Source organism: Brevundimonas sp. UBA2503, from assembly GCF_002341485.1.
In the GTDB taxonomy this organism is placed as follows: Bacteria; Pseudomonadota; Alphaproteobacteria; order Caulobacterales; family Caulobacteraceae; genus Brevundimonas; species Brevundimonas halotolerans.
On sequence record NZ_DDOD01000025.1, the window covers coordinates 92,030 to 108,049 of the forward strand.

14 protein-coding genes are annotated in these 16,020 nt (G+C 68.3%); 5 read left to right on the forward strand and 9 right to left on the reverse strand.

Translation table 11 applies throughout. The features are described 5' to 3' along the window. Positions 1 to 5 precede the first annotated feature (5 nt). Together B4K74_RS11935 and B4K74_RS11940 are read left to right on the forward strand one after the other, a co-directional pair. Positions 6 to 926 carry a Gfo/Idh/MocA family protein gene (locus B4K74_RS11935; protein ID WP_123288194.1) on the forward strand — a complete coding sequence of 307 codons (921 nt, stop codon included), beginning with the start codon at positions 6 to 8 and terminating at the stop codon, positions 924 to 926. Then, positions 923 to 1,516: a GNAT family N-acetyltransferase gene (locus tag B4K74_RS11940; protein ID WP_286693122.1), complete on the forward strand. Its 594-nt coding sequence runs from the start codon at positions 923 to 925 to the stop codon at positions 1,514 to 1,516. The genes B4K74_RS11935 and B4K74_RS11940 overlap by 4 nt, the downstream gene beginning before the upstream one ends. On the opposite strand, the gene B4K74_RS11945 is transcribed toward B4K74_RS11940, so the two are convergent. The 3 genes from B4K74_RS11945 to B4K74_RS11955 are packed head-to-tail and all read right to left on the reverse strand — an operon-like array spanning position 1,506 to position 3,519. After that, positions 1,506 to 2,090 carry a DNA-3-methyladenine glycosylase gene (locus tag B4K74_RS11945; protein WP_286693123.1) on the reverse strand — a complete coding sequence of 195 codons (585 nt, stop codon included), beginning with the start codon at positions 2,088 to 2,090 and terminating at the stop codon, positions 1,506 to 1,508. The genes B4K74_RS11940 and B4K74_RS11945 overlap by 11 nt on opposite strands. Next, entirely contained in the window at positions 2,063 to 2,530 is a 468-nt protein-coding gene (locus B4K74_RS11950; protein ID WP_286693124.1) for a MaoC family dehydratase, read from the reverse strand. Before B4K74_RS11950 ends, B4K74_RS11945 begins: the two co-directional genes overlap by 28 nt. Next, entirely contained in the window at positions 2,527 to 3,519 is a 993-nt protein-coding gene (locus B4K74_RS11955; RefSeq protein WP_286693125.1) for a threonine ammonia-lyase, read from the reverse strand. The genes B4K74_RS11950 and B4K74_RS11955 overlap by 4 nt, the downstream gene beginning before the upstream one ends. Positions 3,520 to 3,610: 91 nt before the next feature. On the opposite strand from B4K74_RS11955, the gene glpK reads away from it, so the two are divergent. Both glpK and B4K74_RS11965 read left to right on the forward strand, forming a co-directional pair. Then, a complete protein-coding gene (gene glpK, locus B4K74_RS11960; protein WP_286693126.1) occupies positions 3,611 to 5,122 on the forward strand; it encodes a glycerol kinase GlpK in 1,512 nt (503 codons plus the stop codon). Continuing rightward, positions 5,119 to 6,195: a phosphotransferase family protein gene (locus B4K74_RS11965; RefSeq protein WP_286693127.1), complete on the forward strand. Its 1,077-nt coding sequence runs from the start codon at positions 5,119 to 5,121 to the stop codon at positions 6,193 to 6,195. The genes glpK and B4K74_RS11965 overlap by 4 nt, the downstream gene beginning before the upstream one ends. A gap of 3 nt (positions 6,196 to 6,198) precedes the next feature. Here the strand turns inward: B4K74_RS11965 and B4K74_RS11970 are convergent, their stop codons facing one another. The 6 genes from B4K74_RS11970 to B4K74_RS11995 form a co-directional block, all read right to left on the reverse strand. After that, a complete protein-coding gene (locus tag B4K74_RS11970) occupies positions 6,199 to 7,965 on the reverse strand; it encodes a CHAT domain-containing protein (RefSeq protein WP_286693128.1) in 1,767 nt (588 codons plus the stop codon). A 7-nt stretch (positions 7,966 to 7,972) separates the two neighbouring features. After that, positions 7,973 to 8,656: a hypothetical protein gene (locus B4K74_RS11975; RefSeq protein ID WP_286693129.1), complete on the reverse strand. Its 684-nt coding sequence runs from the start codon at positions 8,654 to 8,656 to the stop codon at positions 7,973 to 7,975. 109 nt (positions 8,657 to 8,765) lie between these two features. Continuing rightward, positions 8,766 to 9,521 (reverse strand): DUF1223 domain-containing protein, encoded by a 756-nt coding sequence (locus B4K74_RS11980; protein WP_286693130.1) that lies wholly within the window; start codon positions 9,519 to 9,521, stop codon positions 8,766 to 8,768. A gap of 71 nt (positions 9,522 to 9,592) precedes the next feature. After that, on the reverse strand, positions 9,593 to 11,803 hold the full coding sequence (locus tag B4K74_RS11985) for a prolyl oligopeptidase family serine peptidase (RefSeq protein WP_286693131.1): 2,211 nt from the start codon (positions 11,801 to 11,803) through the stop codon (positions 9,593 to 9,595). Between the two features lie 166 nt (positions 11,804 to 11,969). After that, positions 11,970 to 14,117: a prolyl oligopeptidase family serine peptidase gene (locus B4K74_RS11990; RefSeq protein ID WP_286693132.1), complete on the reverse strand. Its 2,148-nt coding sequence runs from the start codon at positions 14,115 to 14,117 to the stop codon at positions 11,970 to 11,972. A gap of 99 nt (positions 14,118 to 14,216) precedes the next feature. Then, complete coding sequence (locus tag B4K74_RS11995) at positions 14,217 to 15,020, reverse strand: potassium channel family protein (protein ID WP_286693133.1); 804 nt, start codon at positions 15,018 to 15,020, stop codon at positions 14,217 to 14,219. Positions 15,021 to 15,111: 91 nt separating this feature from the next. Here B4K74_RS11995 and dapF point away from each other — a divergent pair, with 91 nt between their 5' ends. Further along, entirely contained in the window at positions 15,112 to 15,957 is an 846-nt protein-coding gene (dapF, locus tag B4K74_RS12000; RefSeq protein WP_286693134.1) for a diaminopimelate epimerase, read from the forward strand. Positions 15,958 to 16,020 lie beyond the last annotated feature (63 nt).

The following is a 16,020-nucleotide window of genomic DNA, read 5'->3' on the forward strand; positions in this document are numbered from 1 at the left end:
GTCCGATGCAAGTTCTGAAGATCGGCGTGGCCGGCGCCGGCGTCATGGGCCGCAACCATGCCCGGGTGCTGACCGACATCCGCGATGTCGAGCTGACCCATGTGTTCGACCCCGATGCGGTGGTCGCCAAGGGTGTGGCCGAGGCCTATGGCGCCATGCCCGTGACCAGCGCCGAGGCCTTTGTCGAGGCGGGTCTGGATGCGGCCGTGATCGCCACGCCCAACCGCACCCACGCCGATCTGGGCGTGGCCCTGCTGGAACGCGGCGTCCATGTGCTGGTCGAAAAGCCGATTGCCGCGACGGTCGAGGATGCCCAGCGGCTGATCGATGCGGCCAAGGCCAATGACCGGGTGCTGATGGTCGGTCAGGTCGAGCGCTTCAATCCGGCGGTCGAGGCGGTCAAGCGCGCCATTGCCGACGAGGATGTCATCTCGATCCAGATCACCCGCGTCGGCCCCTTTCCGCCCCGCATGGGCGAGGTCGGCGTGGTCATCGATCTGGCCGTGCACGACATCGACATCATCCGCCACCTGACCGACAGCGAGATCGTCGAGGTCCAGCCGCAGCTGGCCCGCACCAAGGCCGAGCGCGAGGATACCGCCCTGCTGCAGTTCCGGCTGGCCAACGGCACCATCGCCCACATCACCACCAACTGGGTGACGCCCTACAAGACCCGCACCCTGCAGGTCGCGACCAAGGCCAAGTTCGTGGTCGCCGACCTGATGACGCGTCAGGTCACCGAATATTTCGGCCAGCAACCCGACGGCACCTATTCGACGCGCGGCGTCCACAGCTGGCCGAATGAGCCGCTCAAGAAAGAGCTGGAAGCCTTCGTCCACGCCATCCGCACCGGCGAGACCCCGGCGGTGACGGGCGAGGACGGCCTGAGGAACCTCGAGGTCGCCCTGAGGTGCCTGGGGGAATGAACCTCCGGCCTGCGGTTCTGGAAAACCGCTTTGTCCGGCTGGAGCCGTTGGCGGACCGTCATCGGGAACCGCTCCGTGCCGCCTGTGACGCGGACCCGGAGCTTTGGCCGGCCCTCTACTACCGACCCTATGGCGGCGCGCATTTCGACGCAGGCTGGGATGACCTGGTCGCCGGTCAGTCGGCCGGTACCCGCATGCCGTTCGCGGTGATGGCGGGCGACGCCCTCGTCGGCATGAGCAGCTATATCGACATCCAGCGCGGCAACCGGGCGCTGGAGATCGGCACCACCTATTACCAGCCCTCGGCCCGGGGCGGTCCGGTCAACCCGGCGGCCAAGCGCCTGCTGCTGGAGCATGCCTTTGCCTGTGGCGCCAACCGGGTGGCCTTCAAGGTCGATGACCGGAACGCACGCAGTCAGGCGGCCATGCTCAAGCTGGGCGCCACGCGCGAGGGCGTATTGCGTCACGACATGATCACATGGACGGGTCATGTGCGCAGCTCGGTGGTGTTTTCCATCATCGCCGGGGAATGGCCAATGATCCGGGCGAGGCTGGATGAGCGGCTGGAGACGTTCGACGTCAGGGCCTGAACGGCCGACTGAGGAACGGCGAGCCCCTCAGGCCGAAGCGCCACGGGGTGTCGGCGCCCTTGGTGATCCCGATGCGGGGGCCGACGGCGAGGTCGGGGCCCGGCGCGGCCGGGTCGATCCGAAACGGCGGGGCATCCAGCGGGGCGTGGTCCAGCGCCTTGCCGATGGCCAGCGCCTGACACAGCTTGCCGGGGCCGGAGCAGAGGTTTCGGGGATCGTTCGTGCCGCGCCTCTCCGCCATCATGTCCAGCCCGTCGGTTGGCTGCAGCGCCCGGATCAGGACCGCACTTCCCGGCCTTGTCCGGTCACAGACGATGTTGAAACACCAGTGCGCGCCATAGATCCGATAGACATAGGCCCGCCCCACCGGACCGAACATGGCGGCGTTGCGGGGCCGGGGGCCGCCGAAACTGTGCGACGCGGGATCGGCCGGATCATAGGCCTCGGTCTCGACGATGGTCCCGCCCACCCCGTTCACCAGCAACCGCGCCCCGATCAGGCTGCGCGCCAGCTTCACGGCATCCTGCGAGAGCCAGTCGGTCAGGCTCAAGCGACGACCTGCATCCCCAGCCATTCGGCGATCAAGGCGGGCTTTTCGCCGCCGTCGATCTCGACGGTCAGTTCGTGCTTCAGCAGCCAGCGACCGCCGCCCTTGTCCTCGGCCGACAGCAGTTTGAACCGGCCCCGGATCTTCGAGCCCGCAGGCACGGGGGCGAGGAAGCGCAGCTTGTCGAAGCCATAGTTGACGCCCATGACCACACCCTCCAGCGGGGCGACCGCGTCATAGCTCATGGCCGAGGCGAGGCTGAGCGTCAGAAAGCCGTGGGCGATGGTGCCGCCGAACGGGGTGGCCCTGGCCGCTTCCGGGTCGACGTGGATGAACTGCTCGTCCTCGGTGATCTTCGCAAAGGCGTCGATGCGGGCCTGATCGACCTCGATCCAGCGGGACACCCCCACTTCGGTGCCGATAAGGGACTGCAGATCGCCAATCTTGATCACGGGGGGCTTGGTCATGCGGGGGCTCCGGGGGTGAAACGATCCTCGATGATGGCGGCAAACAGGGCGGGGTCAATGTTTCCGCCCGACAGGACGAGGGCCGTGGTGCGGCCGGCCGTCTCGACCCTGCCGGCCAGCAAGGCCGCCAGCGACACCGCTCCGCCCGGTTCGACCACCAGTTTCAGGGTGCGGAAAGCATAGCGCACGGCCTCGGCCACCTCTGCATCGGTGACGGTCAGGACACCGGACAGCCGCCGGTTGATGGGGAAGGTCAGCTCGCCGGGCCGGTCGCTCATCAGGGCGTCGCAGATCGAGGGGGCCGCGCCGGGCGGATAGGTCATCCGCTCTCCGGCCTCCAGCGAGCGGCGGGTGTCGTCATAGGCGGCGGGCTCGACCGCCCAGGTCTGCGTGTCGGGCGAGCGTTCGGCGAAGGCCAGATTGATCCCGGCCATCAACCCCCCGCCCGAGGCCCCGCACAGCAGCTGGTCGATCGGCGCATCGGCCTGTTCCAGAATCTCGAGGCCGCAGGTGCCCTGCCCCTCGATGATGAAGGGGTCGTCGAACGGGCGCACCAGCACGCTGCCGCGCGTCCGCGCGATCTCCTCGCCGATGGCCTCACGCGATTCGGTCCAGCGATCGTAGGAGCGGACCTCGCCGCCGAAGGCGATGACGCCCTCGACCTTCACCCGGGGGCTGTCGGCGGGCATGACGATGATGGCCGATGTGCCCATCCGCCTTGCGGCAGCGGCCACGGCCTGGGCATGGTTGCCCGAGGAATAGGCGACCACGCCGCGGGCCCTTTCGTCCTCGGTCAGACGGCTGATCCGGTTAAAGGCGCCCCGGAATTTGAAGGCGCCTGCGACCTGCAGGGTTTCCGCCTTGATCAGCACCCGTCCGCCCAGGTGCGCATTCAGCGCCGGGCTTTCGATCAGGGGGGTACGGACCGCAGCACCGGCGATCTGGCGGGCGGCGTCGAGAACGCCGGCGAAGGAGGCAGTGTGGGTCATGGCCGCATCTAACGCGGCGGGTGGGCGCGTGGCGAGGGGCATTGCGCTTGCCTCGCCCGGCCTCCGTCGTCACTAATCCCCCATGAGCCGGATGATCCTTTCCATCGACCAGGGCACGACCTCGACCCGGGCCATTGCCTTTGAGGTGTCGGAGACCGGAGCCTTTTCGGCGGCGGCGGTCAGCCAGATCGAACTGCAGCAGCACTTCCCCAAACCCGGCTGGGTCGAGCACGATGCAGGCGAGATCTGGACCGCGACCCTGCAGACCTGCCGCGAGGTGATCCGAAAGGCGGGGGGCATCGACCGTTTCGCCGCCATCGGCATCACCAATCAGCGTGAGACCTCCGTCCTGTGGGACGCCGCAACGGGTGAGCCCCTGCACCGGGCCATCGTCTGGCAGGACCGGCGCACCGCCGATGTCACCGGCGACCTGGCGAAACAGGGCCACGAACCGGACGTGCAGGCGCGTACCGGCCTGATCCTCGATCCCTATTTCTCGGCGTCGAAATACGCCTGGCTGCTGGATGCGGTGCCGGGATCACGCGAGCGGGCCGAGGCCGGCGAGGTGAAGCTGGGCACCATCGAATGCTGGCTGACCTGGAAGCTGACCGGTGGCGGGGCGCATGTCACCGATGCCACCAATGCGGCGCGCACCAGTCTGATGGATCTGCAGACCCTGAGCTGGCAGGCCGATCTGGCCGCCTTGTTCCGGGTGCCGATGCACGCGCTTCCGGAGATTCGCGGCTGCGCCGACCGTCTGGGCGATTGCGACCCGGCCCTGTTCGGGCGGGCCGTGCTGATCCATGGGGCGGCGGGGGATCAACAGGCGGCGCTGGTGGGACATGGCGCGATCCAGCCGGGCGAGGCCAAGATCACCTATGGCACCGGGGCCTTTCTGGTCGCCAATGTCGGTGCGGAACCGGTCGTTTCGACCAACCGGCTGCTGGGAACTCTCGCTTATTCCGTAAACGGACAAATGGCCTATGCGCTTGAGGGGTCGATCTTTTCCGCCGGGTCGGCGATCCAGTGGTTGCGCGATGGTCTCGGCGTCATCAGTCAGTCGCGTCAGTCCGAGGCCATGGCCCAGAGCCTGCCGGACAATGGCGGGGTCTATCTGGTGCCGGGCTTTACCGGTCTGGGCGCGCCCTGGTGGTCGCCCGAGGCGCGCGGCACCATCACCGGCCTGACGCGCGATTCCGGCCCGGCCCATCTGGTGCGGGCGGCGCTGGAAAGTCTGGCCTATCAGACCCGCGACCTGCTGGATGCGCTGGCGGCCGACGGCGCGCCCCGGCTGGCGCGGCTAAAGGTCGATGGCGGGGTGACCGCCAATGCGCTGGCCATGCAGTTCGTGGCCGACATCTGCGAGGTCGAGGTCGAGCGCCCCGCCTTTCAGGAGATGACGGCGCTGGGCGCGGCCAAGCTGGCGGCGCTGGGCGTCGGCCTGATCGACCGGCTGGACATCCCGCCCGCCGAGACCCCGGCCGTCTGGACGCCCCGGATGGACGCCGCCACTCGTTCCCGCCTGCTGGCCGGCTGGAAGGCCGCCATCCGCGCCACTCTCGCCGCCGCCGAACCGATTCCTGCACAGACGGACCGCCCATGACCGACGTTGCTCTCGACCCCCAGTCCGCCTTTTCCGGCACGCGCGAGGTCGATCCGCGCCACGCCCTGGACGAAGTCACGCTGGATGCCTGGCTGACCGAGAACGTCGAAGGCTATGAAGGGCCCCTCACCCTCCGCCAATTCAAGGGCGGACAGTCGAACCCCACCTATGAGCTGGCGACACCCGGCAAGACCTATGTGCTGCGGCGCAAGCCGCCCGGCGTGCTATTGCCCAGCGCCCATGCGGTCGACCGGGAGTTTCAGGTTATCTCGGCGCTCCATGCCCAAGGGTTTCCGGTCGCAAGACCCCATACTCTGTGCACGGACGATACGGTGATCGGCTCCATGTTCTACGTCATGGACAAGGTCGAGGGGCGGGTGTTCTGGGACCTGAAACTGCCGGGACTGGAGCCCGCCGAACGCCGCGCCATCTATGAGGCCCAGACCGACACCCTGGCGGCCCTGCACCGGTTCGATCCGGACACCATCGGACTGTCCGACTATGGCAAGCCCGGCAACTATTTCGCCCGTCAGGTCGGGCGCTGGACCAAACAGTATCAGGCCTCCGAGATCGACACGATCGAGGCCATGGACCGGCTGATCGCCTTCCTGCCCCAAAGCCTGCCGGCGGATGGGCCGACGCGGATCGTGCATGGGGACTTCCGCCTCGACAATATGATCTTGGCCCCCGACCGGGCCGAGGTGCGGGCTGTGCTGGACTGGGAGCTGTCGACGTTGGGCGACCCCATGGCGGACTTTTCCTATCTGCTGATCGCCTGGGTCATTCCGGCGACGCTGCGGAACGGTTTGGCCGGGGCAGACCTCGAGGCGCTGGGCATTCCCTCTGTCGAGGAAACGGTCGCTCGCTATGCGGCGAGGACCGGGACGGCGGCCCCCGACAATCTCGACTGGCTGTTCGCCTATAATCTGTTCCGGCTGGCCGCCATCTGCCAGGGCATCGCCGGGCGGGTGCGCGACGGCACCGCCGCCAGCAGCCACGCCCGCACCATGGCCGCCCAGGTCGGGCCGCTGTCGGATGCCGCCTGGAGCTTTGCGAAGAAGGCCGGGGCCTGACGCCTAGCTGGGGGTCCCCACCAGGGTGAAGGCGGCCCAGTAGGCCGGGTGCTGCCAGCGACGGTCGGCGCGGACCTCGCGCATGGCGCCCTGCAGGGCCACCGCGCGGTTGCCCGGTGTCCGGTCCAGCCCGGCAAAGGTGCCGGTGATCAGGGCGGTGGTCGCCTGATCCGAAACCTCCCAGTGCGACACCAGCAGGGACCGCGCCCCGGCGTGGAAGAAGGCCCGCGCGAGGCCCGACAGGCCCTGCCCGCCCGGCCGTCCGTCAGACGCCGCCGTATTGCAGGCCGACAGAACGACGAAATCGGCGCTCAGCCGCAGTTGCGCCGCCTCGGAGGCCGTCAGATAGCCGTCGTCCTCGGCCGTGGCCTCTGCGGGCGGGGTCATGACCAGTCCCGGCTCGGCGAAACTGGCCCCCGCCATCAGGCCATGGGTCGAGAAGACGACAAAGCGCGCTTCGGCCAACAGATCGGTATCGGTCTGACGCACGGCGGTTTCGGTGGCGGCCGCCCCGCTGCGGACCACCCCCTTGGGATAGATCCGGCCCAGCGCCAGAAGCTCGGCCCGGGCGCCCGGCAGGTCGGGCAGGGCGCGTAGCTTTTCGACATCGGCCAGCTTGCCCGGGCCCAGAATGCCGTCTGCGTCGGGCGCGCCGCGGGCGGCGGGCTCAGGCGTACCGGTCAGCACCGGGGCACCGAAGGCAATCAGCGGCAGGCGGTCGGGCGCCGCCGCCCGGCGGGCGTCCCGAGCGGGGGTCAGGCGTGGCGGGCATCCGGCGTGGCGCTCCGCAGCGGTCGCCAGATGACAGCGCAGGGCCTTGAGGCTGGACACCGACGGCAGGGTCGCCAGTGCATAGCGGTCAATCAGCCATTCGGTGGTGACAAGCGCCTCGGGGCCCGTGTCCTCGCCTACGGGCGGGGCGGTCACGAGCGCGGCCAGCGGCAAGGTGGTCAAGGGGCCGCTGACCACGGTGATCAGGGTGGTGCGCCCCTCAAACACGGATTCCACCGGCTGGATCAGCGCTTGATAGAGGCGGTGGGCCTCGGCCCGGTCATAGGCGCGAACCGGACGCCCGGCGAACAGGGCCGGGTCCAGCGTCGGATCGGCTCGCGTGCCCGCTGTGGTCAGAGAGGCCCTGAGCTTCGCGACGGACGCCGCGAGCGCCTCTTCGCCCAGACCCTCGGCGCGTGCCCATTCGATCCGGTCAGAGGTCACGCCCCAGACATAGGTCGCCTCTGGATTGACGAAGACCAGCAAGAGGGCCTCGTCCGGGTTCAGCAACCCTTGCGTCTCGGTCACTGTCAGGGCCCGGGGGCGGGTCAGTTCGGCAAAGGCGGGGAACTCGGCCTCGATCCGGGCATCGACCTCGGCCAGCTCGGCCAGGGTCTGCTCATAGGCGCGGCTCATGATGCGGCGACGTTCGCGGGCGGCCTCGGTGTCCTGGGCGTAGAGGCCCTCGACCTCGCGCTCCAGCGCATCGCGGCGCTGGATCAGCTGTTCGCGTTGCTCGGCCAGCAGGCCCAGGGCATCGTCACCCTCGGCGAACCGGGCCGAGACCTTGGCCAGCGCATCGGCGGCATCCGAGACAATGGCCCACTGGGCGGCCTCGAACGCCTCGGCGCGCAGAGATCCGGGCGTGTCCGGGTCCTGTTGCAGGTCGATCCCCGAGCGGGCGCCCACATGGCCACCGACAGCAAGCGCCAGCACCAGCGCGGCCACGAGCCCCAGCAGCGGCCATCCCGGCAGTCTCTGTCGCGCCCAGGCCCTCATTCCGTCCTCAGTTGCTGAGGATCTGGACCTTGGTCCAGATCTCGCCGCGATTGACCACGCTGACCCGCACCTTGCCGGCGACACGCGGCATCAGGGTGCAGACCGGATAGTGGTCGCCGAAGCCGTCCTGGCACAGAAGCCGCCCCTCGGCGTCCCGGATGACCAGATCGATATTGGTGTCGCCGTCGCCGATGGCCGCGATCCGCAGGATTTCCCCGCCCCGGGCGTCCACCTCAAAGCCGAAGGTTTCGCGGGCCCGGACATCCTTGACCGTGGCGATCGGGCCGTTGCCGAAGGGCGAGGAGACCACGCCCCGCACCCCCTGTCCGCGCACCTGCTCGATGGCGGCCAGATAGGCGGGATGACCGGCGGCCATGACTTCGGCCTCGTCCAGCAGGCCGTCAAAGGTCAGTACGGGCGGCTGGTCCCCCTGATTGCGCAGCGGCACCTCGCCGACGATGCGCGCCGCCATGATCAGGGCGCCGGGGTCCTCGTGTGACCGGCCCCAGTCGGCCAGTCCGGCCGCCGTGACCAGCTGCGAAATGCCAACCGCTTCGGGGGGAAGGGCGCCACCTTCAGGATCCTGGGCGCGACCGAGGCCGGCACAGGCCATGACCAGCAGGGCGGCGACCACGCCGACGCACACGGTCCAGATGCGACCCGTTCCTGTCTGCTGTGCGACCTGCCCCATCGATCTTCCCCTGCCTCGCGCCAGACTGCGCGCCGCGACAGCCTGCCTGCCCTCAGGCCCGGGGAATACTGACCGAATGTGACAGCAACCGCAAAGGGCCTTTCGCCCCTCAGCGAACGGCGGCGCCCAGAATATGGCGGTCATCGCGCGACTGGATCAGCACGGCGACGCGGTCGCCGTCGTCGATGTCGTCCGGGAGGGACAGCAGGATCGACCGGCCCGTCCATTCGCCGATGGGGTGGATCGACTGAACGACATTGGTGTGTCGGACCACCCGGCCCCGGTTGTCGCCGCTTTCGACCCGCACCAGAACGGGTCCGGGACGGAAGATCACAGCCAGAACCTCGGCCCCCTCAGCGGCCACCCGGCCGGAGCCGATGCCGACCCGGTCACCGCTCGCGCGAAACTCGATCTCGGGGCTCCACAGGTCGCGCGCGGATTCCTCATCGACCGCGAGCCCCAGGGTGTCCTCGTCCCGCGGGGCCACGGTGCGGTAGCCGTCCAGAATCACTTGTGGCGTGGCCACGGCGCGCAGACGCAGGGCCTGCCGGTACTCCTGCTGGCGGGCGGAAAACTCGGGCTGGGCCAGGGTGTCGGTCCAGCCGGTATAGTCCCAGTAGTCGACCGGATAGGTCAGTACGATCACGCCCGGCCGGTCCGCCAGGGCTTCGACCCGCTGATTGGCCTCCGGACAGCCGCCACAGCCCTGGGCGGTGAACAGCTCGACCACCACGGGTACGGACCGTACGGCGACATCGGCCTGGGCAACGCGACGCACGGACTGGGCCGCGGTGCCGACAGCCCCGAACAGGCAGGCGCCCACGGCCCCCGCGATCGCCAATCGTGTCCAGCCCCGAAAGATCATGGGTCAGACTCCTAGCCGCTCCGCTTCGCCCGCGCCCCTCATTTTCGCGTGAGGGGCGCGTGAAGCCGCCGTCAGTCCATCAGCTGCTGGGCCAGATAGACATAGTGCCGGGCCCAGCGCCGGGCATTGGCCACCGGATCGGCGTCATTGGAGTGCCCGCCGGCCGTGTCTTCGAAATAGAGGTGGTCGTGGCCCTGGGCCTCCAGCCGGGCCGCGAATTTGCGGGCGTGACCGGGGTGGACGCGGTCGTCGCGCGTGTTGGTGGTGATGTAGACGCGCGGATAGTCGACCTCGGGGCTGAGGCGCTGATAGGCCGAATAGTCCGCGATCCAGGCGGCCTCCTCGGGAATGCGCGGGTCGCCGTATTCGCCGATCCACGAGGCCCCGGCGGGCAGTTCGTGATAGCGCAGCATGTCGATCAGCGGGCTTTCGATCACGGCAGCATTGAACAGCTCCGGATGCTGGGTGATCGAGACCGAGGTCAGCACCCCGCCGTTCGACCGGCCATAGATGCCCAGATGCCGGGGCGAGGTGATGCCGCGCGCGATCAGGTCCTCGGCTACGGCGGCAAAGTCGTCAAAGGCGCGCTGGCGGTTTTCATTGAGGGCCGCCTGGTGCCAGCCCGGGCCGAATTCGCCGCCGCCGCGGATATTGGCCTGGACGAAGACACCGCCGTTTTCGAGCCACAGCTTGCCCATTTCGGGCTTGTAGGCCGGCGGGAAGCTGATCTGGAACCCGCCATAGCCGAACAGGATGGTGGGCGCCGTGCCGTCCATCGCCAGATCGCGCGGCATGACGACGAAATAGGGGACCTTGGTCCCGTCCGCCGAGGTGGCCTCATACTGCTCCACCCGGTGGGTCGAGGCATCAAACTTGGGCGGCGCGGCGCGGAGAGTGCGTGGGGCGGAGCGGTCGGCTTCGAGCAGGCCCAACGACGGCGGGCTAAGGAAGCCTTGTGAGGATACGAAGATGCGGCCCGATTTCTTGGAAGAGTCTCCGAGCCCGATAGCGCTGTTGCTGTCGACATCAATGGTCTCGCGCGCCCAGCCAGTCTGGTGCTCATGACGGAGCCTGACTACCTGGCCGACAACATTCTCGTCGTAGGCCACGATCAGATTGTCATCCATGACGGCCACATCGCTGATCGACTGCCGGGATGTCGGCACGAAGGCGACCGGGTCGTCGATGTTGATCGGATTTTCATCCGCACCGAGCAATCGCGGGGCCATGGCGAGCAGGGTTCCCGCTTCGTAGCGCCGTCCCAGACGCTCCCAGCTTTCCTCGACCGAGAAGACCAGGTCGGCCCCGGCGTCGGTCCCCAGCACCCCATGGATCGTAACTCTTTCCGGCAAGGCCAGTCGCGACGCAGTGCCGTTCTCCCAGAGCCAGCGCTCACTCCGGAATGTATCCAGCGGTCGGTTGAAGATCACCGCCTGCACCGCCCCCTCGCCATCGCGGAATACCGAGGCACTGACCCCATAGCCGCCGTCGCCCGCCTCGCCGCGATAGACCTCTGTCGCCTGGGCCAGGGTCTGGCCGCGCTTCAGCGCCTTGACGATGTAGGGATAGCCCGACTCCGTCAGGGTACCGGGCCCGAAGTCGGTGGCGACCAGCAGGGTCTCGGCGTCCAGCCAGCTGATGCGGTGCTTGCCCTCGGGCAACACGAACCCACCCTCGACGAAGGCCTTGGTGGTCAGGTCGAATTCGCGCACCACCACGGCGTCCTTGCCGCCGTCGGACAGGTTGATCAGGCAGCGGGTTTCTGCGGGCGGCAGGCAGCTGGCGCCCTTGAACACCCAGTCCTTGCCCTCGGCGCGGGCCAGGGCGTCGATGTCGAGAAGAGTCTCCCACTCGGTATTGCCGGAGGCATAGGATTCCAGCGTCGTGCGCCGCCAGAGGCCCTTGGGATTGGTCGCATCCTGCCAGAAATTGCCGATGCCCTCGCCGAGGAAGGACGGCGCGGGAATCCGGTCGGTGGCGGTCAGGATGGCCTCGGCCTGCTGGCGAAACGGCTCATAGCGGGGGTCGCCCTCCAGCGTCGCCAGCGCGCGTTCGTTCGATCGGGCGACGAAGGCCATGGCCTCGGCGCCATCCACCTGCTCCAGCGCCAGATGATCATCGGCCGCCGCCACGCCCGCCGGCGTCAGGTCCGCCGGAAAGTTCGGCATGGAGGCCTGCGAGACCGGCACCGAGACCTCGGTCGGGTCCTGCGCACCGGGCATTGTGCTGCAGGCGCCCAGCATCAGGGCAGGAAGGGCGGCGGACAGGATCAGGCGACGCATTATGCAAACTCCGTTTCTTGATCCTCCCCCGCATCGCGGGGGAGGGGGACCGCCATCTGGCGGTGGAGGGGGCGGAACCAGACGGGGCGTTTGACGTCGCCCCCTCCACCACTGCGTGGTCCCCCTCCCCCGTTTCGCAAGCTTCACGGGGGAGGATCGGGCTTTTTCAGTCCATCAGGCGGCGGGTCAGATAGGTGTATTCCAGCGCCAGACGCCGGGCGGTTTCGCGCAGATTGGCGCCGGCGGCGTGGCCCCCGTCGGTGTTCTCGTAGAACAGCACCGGATAGCCCAGCTCTTCCAGACGGGCGGCGGCCTTGCGCGCATGGCCGGGGTGGACCCGGTCATCCTTGGTCGAAGTGTGGATGAAGACCTCGGGATAGGGCTGGCCCGCGCGCAGGTTCTGGTAGGGCGAATAGGCGGCGATCCACGCGCGTTCTTCGGCGATGTCGGGGTTGCCGTATTCGGCGATCCAGCTGGCGCCCGCCAGCAGCTTGTGGAAGCGCAGCATGTCGAACAGGGGCACCTGGATGACGGCCGCATTGATCAGGTCGGGGCGCTGGGTCAGCATCGCCCCCATGAACAGGCCGCCCTGGCTGCCGCCCATGATGCCGAGGTGCGGCTGACTGGTGATGCCGCGCTCGATCAGATCCAGCGCCACGGCCTGGAAATCCTCGTGCGCGCGCTGGCGGTTCACGCCTTGCGCCGACTGGTGCCAGTTGGGGCCGAACTCGCCGCCACCGCGGGTGTTGGCGACGACATAGACGCCGCCGCGCTCCAGCCACAGCTTGCCGACCGTGGCCGAATAGCCGGGCAGCATCGACACCTGAAACCCGCCATAGCCGTACAGCAGCGTCGGGTTCGACCCGTCCATCGGCATGTCGGAACGGCCCACCACGAAATAAGGAATGCGGGTGCCGTCGGTGGAGACAGCCTCGAACTGGCGGACCTCAAGCCCGTCGGCACTGAACTTGGCAGGCAGGGATTTGATCACCTCGCCCTCGCCAGTCGCGGCATCGACCAGCCACAGCGATTGCGGGTTCAGATAGCCGGCGACACTGACGAACAGCCGGTCGTCGAGGCTGGAGCTGGAGCCCACGCCCACAGTGACATTCTCGGGCAGGTCCAGCCGCGTACGGCTCCAGTCCGAGGGATCATAGACATAGACTGCGCCCCGGACATTCTCGAACAGGGCGACGACCAGCCGGTTGCGGGTGGCCGTGATGCCCTCGATCGCCTCGCGCGGGCCGGGGCGGATGATCAGATGCGCCTGGACCGTCGGATCGGCCAGCCATGCGGCCAAGTCATAGGCCAGAACATCGCCGGTCTGGAATTCCTGCCCCGAGGGCGCGGTCCAGTCCTGATCTGTGGTGACGATCAGCTGGCCGTTGACCAGGGCGGTGATCCCGCCCTTGAGCGGCAGGGGCAGCTGGCGCGTCGTGCCGTCGGCGTTCAGCTGCCAGGTTTCGCTCTCATAGAAGTTGATGCCGCGGTTGAGCAGCACGGCCTGCACCACGCCGTCGGCATCGCGCAGGGTAAAGCCGCTGACCGAGACGTCGGTGGTCTCGCCCTCGAACACCACCGGCGCATCCGCGATCGCCTGACCCCGCGTCATCAGGCGCACGGTGCGCGGATAGCCCGAATCCGTCAGCGACCCCTCGCCGAAGTCGCGTGACACCAGCAGGGTATCGGCGTCGATCCAGCTCACCCCGCCCTTGGATTCCGGCAGGGTGATGCCGCCCTCGACGAACTGGCGCGTCTCGCGGTCGAACTCGCGCACGGTGACGGCGTCCTTGCCGCCGTTCGACAGGCTGATCAGGCACATCCGCCCGTCCGGTGGCAGGCAGTTGGAGCCCCGGTAAACCCAGTTGGCCCCTTCGGCCTCGGACAGGGCGTCGACGTCCAGAACGGTCTCCCATTCCGGGGCGTCGGTCGCATAGCTGTCGACCGTGGTGGTGCGCCAGATGCCGCGCACATGGTCGGCGTCCTGCCAGAAATTGTCGATCCTCTCGACACCGCCCAGCCGGCGAAAGCCCGGAGAGGGGATGCGGTCACGGGCCTCCAGAATGGCCAGGGCCTGATCGTGCAGGTCCTGATAGCGGGGGTCGCCGGTCAGAACGCCGAGCGAGCGGGTATTCTGGTCCTCGACCCAGGCCATGGCGCGCTCGCCCTCGACCTCTTCCAGCCACAGATAGGGGTCTTCGGCATCGGCAGGTGCGGTCATGGACGGATCAGGGGCGCTCTGGGCAAGGACAGGGGCGGCGGCAAGCGCCAACGGCAGGGTCAGGGCGATAGCCGTCAGGGTGCGACGAAGCATGGACGAAATCTCCGGTCGGGGGTGGCGCACCTTAACCGGGCGGCGGGCGGCGACAAGCCGCGACCCGCTTCATTACGGTTTCGTCATGAGGCACGTGGATCAGTGCTCATAGTTCGGAATGCACAGCCCTTCGCCACAGGCCTTGCAGTGGACGGCATCCGGGTCATGCCGCTGCAGACCGCAACTGGGACAGGGAAAATGAATCTTGGGCGGGCGCAGCAGGGTCTGGCCCAGCCGGACGAACAGGGTCACCCCCGTCAGCATGATGACGATCGAGATGATCCGCCCCCACGCGCCCGGCAGCAGGATGTCGCCATAGCCGGTCGTGGTCAGGCTGGTGACGGTGAAATAGAGGGCGTCGACATAGCCGGTCAGCCCCTCGTGGGTGCCGACGAAGGACGTGTAGACAAAACCCGTGGCCACGAAGATGAAGGTCACCAGCGCCGCCAGCGCCTTGACCACGTCCTCGATGTGGGTGTCGTCATACTTGCGGCCGACCGTCCGCCAGAAGAAGTCGGAATTGATCAGCGTCCACAGGCGAATGACCCTGAGGAAGCCGAAATTGAACAGCCAGGCCGGAAACAGCAGCGTCGCCAGAATGAACAGGTCGGCCCAGACCACCGGCCGCTTCAGCCAGGACCGGATGTCGGTCCAGGCCATGGCCCGGGCCAGCAGGTCGGCGGCCAGCACGGCGGCAATCACATAGTCCAGGGCATAGAAGATCCAGCCCTCGCCCTTCAGAATCGGCGCGGCGATGAAAAAGCCGATGATGGCGATGTCGATGATCAGCACGGTAAAGCGGAAGCGCACCGCCTGACGCGAGCTGCCGTGGTACAGCGCCCTCAGCCGGGCCCGGATGCGCCAGCCGCGCGCGTCGTCTTTCGGGCTCGTCTGTGAGGCCATGCCCTGCGATAGCGCGGATGGTCGTTCATGCAAACCGTTCGTGATCGGCCCCCCGCTCGCGCGGGGCCCGCCGCTGGCCTATAGCCGGAGCATGACCGAGACGCGTCTGCCCTATGTGAAGATGAACGGAGCCGGCAACGACTTCATCATCCTGCGCGTGGACGCGCCGGGCTTCGATCTGCCCGCGGACACCGTCCGACGCCTGTGCGGGCGCGACACCGGTCCGGGCTGCGACCAGTTGATCGTCATCGAGCCACCCTCCCGTCCGGGCGAGACCGCCTTCATGCGCGTCTGGAACGCTGACGGCGGCACGGTCGAGACCTGCGGCAATGCCCTGCGCTGCGTCGGCCGGTTGTTGCTGGAGGCCTCGGGGCAGGAGAGCGCCGTGATCGGCACCCTCGGCGGTCCCACCGTTGCGCGCCGGGCCGACGGCACCCGGATCGAGGTCGACATGGGCGCGCCCCGCCTGGACTGGCGTGAGGTCCCGCTGGCCGAGGAAATGGACACCCGCGGCATTGAGCTTCAGGTCGGGCCGGTCGATGCCCCCCTGATCCACACGCCCGGTGCCGTCTCGATGGGCAATCCGCATGTGGTCTTCTTCACCGACCGCCAGGACGACGATTTCGTGCGCGGCGCGGGGTCGTTGATCGAGCATCACCCCCTGTTTCCCGAGGGGGTCAATGTCGGCTTTGCCCATGTGCTGGCCCCCGACCACATCCGCCTCCGGGTCTGGGAGCGGGGCGCCGGCCTGACACAGGCCTGTGGCACCGGGGCCTGTGCGGCGCTGGTGGCCGCCCATCGGCGGGGCCTGACCGGCCGTTCCGCCACCCTGGCGCTGGACGGTGGCGACCTGACCATCCGTTGGGACGAGACCACTGATCACGTCTTCATGACCGGCCCGGTCGCACTCGACGGCACCGGAACCGTCACCCTGTGACGCTGTCTGCCTGCCGTAACGTCAAATCCGACCCGGCCGCCGTTGTTTGCGCGGCACCTGCCC

What these genes read in the sequence shown, in the direction of transcription:
- B4K74_RS11995 (WP_286693133.1), bottom strand. Translation starts at nt 15,020, where the DNA reads ATGGCCTCACAGACGAGCCCGAAAGACGACGCGCGCGGCTGGCGCATC.
- dapF (WP_286693134.1), top strand. Translation starts at nt 15,112, where the DNA reads ATGACCGAGACGCGTCTGCCCTATGTGAAGATGAACGGAGCCGGCAAC.
- B4K74_RS11965 (WP_286693127.1), top strand. Translation starts at nt 5,119, where the DNA reads ATGACCGACGTTGCTCTCGACCCCCAGTCCGCCTTTTCCGGCACGCGC.
- B4K74_RS11955 (WP_286693125.1), bottom strand. Translation starts at nt 3,519, where the DNA reads ATGACCCACACTGCCTCCTTCGCCGGCGTTCTCGACGCCGCCCGCCAG.
- B4K74_RS11975 (WP_286693129.1), bottom strand. Translation starts at nt 8,656, where the DNA reads ATGGGGCAGGTCGCACAGCAGACAGGAACGGGTCGCATCTGGACCGTG.
- B4K74_RS11980 (WP_286693130.1), bottom strand. Translation starts at nt 9,521, where the DNA reads ATGATCTTTCGGGGCTGGACACGATTGGCGATCGCGGGGGCCGTGGGC.
- B4K74_RS11970 (WP_286693128.1), bottom strand. Translation starts at nt 7,965, where the DNA reads ATGAGGGCCTGGGCGCGACAGAGACTGCCGGGATGGCCGCTGCTGGGG.
- B4K74_RS11940 (WP_286693122.1), top strand. Translation starts at nt 923, where the DNA reads ATGAACCTCCGGCCTGCGGTTCTGGAAAACCGCTTTGTCCGGCTGGAG.
- B4K74_RS11990 (WP_286693132.1), bottom strand. Translation starts at nt 14,117, where the DNA reads ATGCTTCGTCGCACCCTGACGGCTATCGCCCTGACCCTGCCGTTGGCG.
- glpK (WP_286693126.1), top strand. Translation starts at nt 3,611, where the DNA reads ATGATCCTTTCCATCGACCAGGGCACGACCTCGACCCGGGCCATTGCC.
- B4K74_RS11935 (WP_123288194.1), top strand. Translation starts at nt 6, where the DNA reads ATGCAAGTTCTGAAGATCGGCGTGGCCGGCGCCGGCGTCATGGGCCGC.
- B4K74_RS11985 (WP_286693131.1), bottom strand. Translation starts at nt 11,803, where the DNA reads ATGCGTCGCCTGATCCTGTCCGCCGCCCTTCCTGCCCTGATGCTGGGC.
- B4K74_RS11950 (WP_286693124.1), bottom strand. Translation starts at nt 2,530, where the DNA reads ATGACCAAGCCCCCCGTGATCAAGATTGGCGATCTGCAGTCCCTTATC.
- B4K74_RS11945 (WP_286693123.1), bottom strand. Translation starts at nt 2,090, where the DNA reads ATGGCTGGGGATGCAGGTCGTCGCTTGAGCCTGACCGACTGGCTCTCG.